At 43.5% G+C, this 6,710-nt stretch carries 3 protein-coding genes and 1 pseudogene; 1 reads left to right on the top strand and 3 read right to left on the bottom strand.

Annotated features, from left to right (window positions below; translation table 11 throughout):
* The 3 genes and pseudogenes from AOQ29_RS06110 to purB all read right to left on the bottom strand — a co-directional run.
* On the bottom strand, positions 1–4,244 hold a 4,244-nt coding region (locus AOQ29_RS06110), incomplete at its 3' end, for a beta strand repeat-containing protein (protein WP_242977419.1).
* 12 nt (positions 4,245–4,256) lie between these two features.
* Positions 4,257–4,355 (bottom strand): annotated as a pseudogene (locus AOQ29_RS08410) (KxYKxGKxW signal peptide domain-containing protein); the annotation flags it as partial.
* Between the two features lie 273 nt (positions 4,356–4,628).
* Entirely contained in the window at positions 4,629–5,927 is a 1,299-nt protein-coding gene (gene purB, locus AOQ29_RS06105; RefSeq protein WP_061993610.1) for an adenylosuccinate lyase, read from the bottom strand.
* Between the two features lie 211 nt (positions 5,928–6,138).
* On the opposite strand from purB, the gene AOQ29_RS08195 reads away from it, so the two are divergent.
* The coding region (locus AOQ29_RS08195) for an adenylosuccinate synthetase (RefSeq protein WP_242977418.1) at positions 6,139–6,710 on the top strand (572 nt) is incomplete at its 3' end.

The raw sequence follows: 6,710 nt of genomic DNA, 5'->3' as shown, positions 1-6,710 counted from the left end.
GCAGTTGCAGCGGCGGCCGTCAAAGCACTATTAACGTTACCCTGAGCCGTATTGTAAGCGGACAGTAAGGTTGCTTTTTGACTGGCTTTTTCCGCATCACTCAAAGTCACTTCATTCGTAATTGAATTCGTAACACTAGTGTTCTTTTGACTCAGCCCTTGTAGGGCATCTTGAATGGCCTGATTAATCGAACTACCTGTTTCATACTTCGATGAAACGTCTTTGATGCCTTGGCTGGTCGCATCAGCAATTTGTTGGGCATTTCCAGCTTGATCAATAGCCGTTTTGGCAGCGGTCGCTGCTGTATCAACCAAATTGTTTTGGTAATCACGACGGGCCTGCGTCAAGTTCGTATCAGAACTAATACTGTTCTTGGTTGTTGTTACCTGGGTATCGATTTGTGTTTTAGCATTGGTCTTCTGCGTATCCACGGATAGACCTGGAACACTGGCTCCATCAACCGCAGCCTTTCCCGCTGTTAAGGCAGCATTAACCGTATCAGCAGTCGTCTGCTTATCAATATTGGCTTTGGCATCAGAAACTGCCTTGTCTAAGTTGGCCAATTGAGTTGTCCGAGTGGCCTCCAAAATCGTTGGATCAATTTGGATTTTTGTCTTAATTGTTCCTGCTTCGGTATCAATCTGACCCTTGGCATCGGTCTTGCGTTGGTCAACGCCTTCACCAGCCGTGTGCAGGTTTTGTAATTGTTGCTGCAATGTGGCTGGTTGGCTCGTAGCCATATAGTCTAACAAGTGCTGGGCATCAGCTGCGTTCGTGATGTTGTCATTAAACTTTTTGGCCAAATCTGTGACAGCTTGTGTCTGACTCGACTTTTCATCACTCGAAAGAGTTGCGTCAGCGGAAATATCATTTTGGACATTTTGCGCCCAACTATTAATCAACGCCTGATTGCTAGTCTTTTGAGCAGCAAGGGTTTTCTTAATGATTGGATAGGCATTAATTTGTCCGCTGTAATCGGTGTACTGGTCCAAAATACCTTGCGCATTCGTAGCACCATTGATCGCAGCGATTCCATCCGCCAAAGTACTTTGCAGTGTGCCTAATTGTGCAGTCTTGTCCGCATCATTTAAATCGGCCTGCTTATTAATAGCTGTCTGTTTGTCAGAGTCAGCTTTGTTTAATTTATCAATATAGGTGGCTCTTTGGGTCGCCAAATCAACCCCATGACTTGGATATGGGGCTAATTGTGCCACAGCCTGTGCATAGACATCGTTGATGCTATTACCATTTGTATTGTTAATCGTGGCCGTCGATGCTTGAACGCTGCTATCAATGGCAGAAAGTTGTTTGTTTTGGTCAGCTGTTGTCAATGTTGGGTCAGCTGTCACCTTTCCCTTGGCATCACTGGCAGCTTGGTTCAACTGATTAATCAAGGTCGTCCGTCGATCGGCATTGGTCTGATAAATAAAGGTAACTGTGTCATTCAAACCAAAAGTAAATGGCTTGGTTGGATCAACAACATTCCCGTTGACCTTGGTTGTCATAATTGAGTAACCACTAACACTTGGTTGTGGCAAGTTGTTAATGGTTTGACCAGTTACCCCTGTAATGCTCTGACCAGAGTCCGGCGACAAAGTGTTGCCCTTATCATCTTGATAAACAATTTTTGCTGACTTAGGGTTTCCAGCGACGTAAATTGTCACTAAACCATTGTTATCCGTTACCTTGACTGATTTTGGTTGGTTGGCATTAGTTGTGTCGTAATGGTAGCCAGTTGGAGCATTCGTCGTGGTGTAATAACCATTTGTAAAATCAATCACGTTCCCGTAATTAGCGGTCACTAAACCAGCCGTCGAACCTTCTGTTCCGGTTTGACCTGTTGTTTGTCCTGAAAGGACGGTATTTGTGGCTGAATCAACGTATTGGTATTGCACCGTTTCTGGCAGTCCAAGGACATAAATCGTGTAAACGTTAGTTTGACCAGAAACTGGGATGATTGCAGTCGTTGCTTGGGTTTGGTTGGCCTTTAAGGTACTTGGCATTGCCCAAGCATAGCCCTTGGGCATGTTTGTTATGGCATAAGGCGTGCTTGCCAAATTAATCTGTTGGCTCACAAAATTTTGCGCCCCATTGGTAGGCACATTAACGGTGTTAACCAAGTTACCATTTTGGTCAATATATTGGAGTTGAACAGCACCGTTTTGGGCGTTTTGAGCCCAAACTTCACGGATAGCATTAGTCGAAGTTGCAGTTACTTTACCAGTTGCATCTGTATTCGTTGTTTTATTGCTGGTTACAACAAAAGAACCTCCAACTGCTAAATTGCGATTTGGACGGTAATTACTTGTATTAGGAGTACTCGAAGTTTTATCATCCCAAAAGCTAGTATTAGCATTTAAAATTGTAAAACTAGCGTTATTGCCAATAGAAAATAATCCTCCGCCTAAGTAATATCCTCCTGGATTTTTTCCATCGATTCCACCATCATACCCCATGTCAAATAATCCTGGATGAAAATTCTTTGGTGCATTCATCACGACTTGAGTACCCGCTCCAAGTACAAACGTTGATTGCTGATTAATTTGATTAATTGCCAATGAAAAGCCTGGCGCAAAATAGATATTGGTATTCGTATTATCTAAGGTTTTAATGAAATCTCGACCGGTAATACCAACTAAGTTACTCCCACTAGTATCAACGTTATCGGTGATATTGATTGTGAAATTCCGTCCAAAATTATATTGGCGGTTATTTTGATAGTAACTAGCATTATCAGTTTGTTGGTTAATAAATGTCTGAAAACGATTTAGTGTCCAAGTGACATTATCTCCAACGTACATACCTGAATAATTGCCATTAACTAAACCGTAATAAGTTGCTCCATCTGCTTTATTAGTCCGAGTCAACTCATTTCCTGTGACCATTGCCCCATCCCCGACCGTAAAGCGGTGGTCGGAACCCGTGGCATTCGCCTTGACCGACTGGTTAGGGTTATTGGCCGAAAAGTTGAACATTGTGGCACCATTGAAACTAGCACCATTAACCCGGTTCAAGGTCACATTTGCGCCATTGACGATGTCGACCTTACTGATATTCATCATTTCTTGCCGAACGTTAGCTGTCACTGTTCCTGACAAGACAGCATAAGAACCTTCAGCATCTAACAACCGCAAAGGTTGACCACTATTAGCATCAGGAGTTGACAAGGTCACATTATCCAGGTTATATGTCCAGCCACCATAAGAATTATCTGACGCATAGGCATCAATGGCAGCATCAGGACGACCGGTCTTACCGGAATCGCCGGTTTGGTTGCCACCGGTATTATATTGCTGCAAGTTCAAATTGGTAATCGTCAGAACTGACCCACCACTAGCATTCGAAGCTGCGATTGGTGACTGACCCGTCCGCAAGGCAGACTGGCCCAAGTTAATGGTATAGCCATTTCCATTAATAATCAGGCTACCAGTTCGTTCAGTCAAAGAATTATAGTTATTCGGATCTGTCGAATTGAAGCTCTTAGTAACATTGATATAACTAATATTGTTATTTGTGTAAGCCTTCTGGAAGTCGGCCCAAGAACCAACATCAGCATATGTTTTATTTGTTTGAGCAGTTTGCTTATTCTGGTCAAGATTCGTCAATTGAGTAGGCTTTGGCACCGTGATACTTGAAGCATTTTGAGCATTCGTATTCGATGCATCGTTGCTGGCCAGATTTTGGTTAAACTGTGACCGAGAAGTCGAATCATCCGCTTGAGCTTGAACAGTACCAGGCTGGGGTGTTTGGCTGGCCGTTGCTAAGTTATCACGGTATGAAAGACCATCTGAATCAACAATTGTGTCAGTTGTAGCAACATTCAAAGTCTGCGTTGACTGTAAAAGATTGCTCGTCAAAGTACCAGTCGTTCCGGTTGCCAATGAACTGGTGTCCACCTGCAAGGTACTACTGGTTTTGTCTTGATTTTGATCAGTTGCCGTTGTTGTACTGCTGCTATTCGACTGGTTTTGTTCACCCTGGGCCGTTACTGTGGCACTTTGTGAACCCTGGTTATTCTTAGTAACAGAGCTGCTGTTCGCAAGCGATGTGCTTATGCTCTGTGATTGTTGTTCCTTTTGACTAGTCGAATCGCTCGTGCTTGAGCTTGTACTATTGGACAGACTGGACCCCTGGTCTGATGTGGAGTTGTTTAGAGTAGATGATGTGACTTGGCTGGCTGGCGCTAATGCCGCCTTATCCTTGCCCTCATCGGCTTGAACGTGGGCGTGGTGCTGTGCACTCATGGCCAAAAAACCAACGACCAAGCTGGACATCACCCAGAACTTACCCGCTTTATACATCTTATAATGTTGTTTTCTAGTTACAAGATTATGGAATTTAGTCAATTTAAGCACCTCTCTTAAACTTTTGAAACAGTATTGTCATATTTATATTGTATACTTATTTAGATAAAATTCAAATAGAAACCGCTATTTTACTCGATTTCTTTCAACAAAGGCCGTCAATTCGGCCTTTTTATTTTTAATCTGCATTCTAAACACGGCACATTCGTGTAATAAATGATAACAAAAAGAAATTAAAGCAAAACTAAATTTTAAAATTTCAACAGAAAAAGACCAGGGTCGCCTAAAAATGGCAACCCTGGTCTTTGTTAATTTTAAATGAATTTAATCTAGCAAGCCCAAACGAGCAAAAATCGTGTCAACTTGTTGGAGGTGGTAATGGTAGTCGAAGGCATCATCGATTTCAGCCTGTGACAAATGAGCCGTGATTGTTGGGTTTTCTTCAACCAAGGTCTTGAAGGACAAACCTTCGTCCCATGACCGGGCTGTCAAAGGTTGAACCAAATCGTAGGCCGTTTCGCGGGCCATCCCCGTCTCAATCAACTTCAACAAGACCCGTTGGCTGTAAATCAAGCCGTGCGTCAAGTCCATGTTAGACTTCATCCGTTCTGGGAAAACCGTCAAGTTATCGATAATCTTCATGAAACGGTTGAGCATGTAGTCCAACAATGAGGTACTGTCGGGCAAAATCATTCGTTCGGCTGATGAATGAGAGATGTCACGTTCATGCCACAATGGAATGTTTTCGTAAGCCGTCACCATTTGGCCACGGATAACGCGGGCCAAACCACAGATGTTTTCAGAACCGATTGGGTTTCGCTTGTGTGGCATGGCTGATGAACCCTTTTGCCCCTTGGCAAAGCGTTCTTCGACTTCATGAATTTCTGATCGTTGCAATGAACGAATTTCAATCGCAAAGCCTTCCATACTTGAGGCAATCAAGGCCAAAGTACTCATATAGTCGGCGTGGAGGTCACGAGGCAAGACCTGGGAAGAAATTTCTTGGGCGTGCAAGCCCAACGTTTGACAAACATGTTCTTCAATTTCAGGTGGAATGTTAGCGAAAGTTCCGACAGCACCGGAAATTTTACCGGCTTCAACACCACGAGCAGCGCGCTTAAAGCGGTCCAAGTTTCGTTCCATTTCTGAATAGAAACGAGCAATCTTCAAACCGAAGGTTGTTGGTTCCGCTTGAACACCATGGGTCCGGCCAATCATAACCGTATCCTTATAAGCCAAGGCCTGCTTCTTCAAAACGGCGATGAAGTTTTCCAAGTCTTCTTCTAAGATGGCGTTGGCTTGCTTCAAACGAACACCGTAGGCTGTATCGACAACATCCGTACTGGTAATCCCAAAGTGGACCCACTTCTTTTCATCCCCTAATGATTCAGAAACTGTTCGGGTAAAGGCAACAATATCATGGTGCGTTACTGCTTCAATCTCTTCAATCCGGGCAACATCGAACGTGGCGTTTTGACGAATCTTTTCAACGTCTTCGGCTGGGATTTCGCCCAACTTTGACCAGGCTTCATCAATGGCGATTTCAACATCTAACCAAGTTTGGTATTGATTTTGCAAGGACCAAATCTCGCGCATGGCGGGTCGGCTATAACGGTCTAACATTTGTGTGACTCTCCTTTTTTATCAAACGTGCAAGAATAGTATACATAATTTTTGCCAAAAATACGAACTATTTATAAAATAATCGAATTTTATGTAGAATCCGAACATTATTTACCGAATATTTCCGAATTATCCCTTGATTTCGAGAACGATTACCCGTATACTATCTCTTGGTCAAAAGATGACCAATAAAGGATAAAAGAGGTAAACCATGTCTTCAATCGTGATTGCCGGCGCCCAATGGGGTGACGAAGGTAAAGGTAAAATAACAGACTTTTTGAGTCAAAAGGCCGACTTCGTTGTCCGCTACGCCGGAGGTGACAATGCTGGTCATACGCTAGTTATCGATGGCAAAAAGCTGCACGTCCAATTAATTCCATCCGGAATTTTTCTCCCCCAAGTCACGAACGTGATTGGTAACGGGGTGGTGGTCAACCCAGCAACTCTATTTAATGAAATTAACTATTTAAAGGAAAACGGTGTTACCGTTCATAATTTAAAGGTCTCATCACGGGCCCATGTCATTATGCCTTACCACCCTCTCTTCGACGAACTCCAAGAAGGACTCAAGGCTGAAAAGATTGGAACGACCCACAAGGGTATCGGTCCAGCCTACCAAGATAAGCTCGACCGGATTGGAATCCGGATTGCGGATTTGTTGGATGCCGAGGTTTTGAAGAAGCGCTTAACGCAAGCGTTAAAGGTTAAGAACCTCTTCTTAACAAAGGTTTACGACCACGAGCCATTGGACTTCGATACCATTTACGAAGAATACTTGGCTTA

The organism is Fructobacillus ficulneus (assembly GCF_001047075.2).
Classification (GTDB): Bacteria; Bacillota; Bacilli; order Lactobacillales; family Lactobacillaceae; genus Fructobacillus; species Fructobacillus ficulneus.
This window is presented reverse-complemented; position numbering and strand designations above follow the sequence as displayed.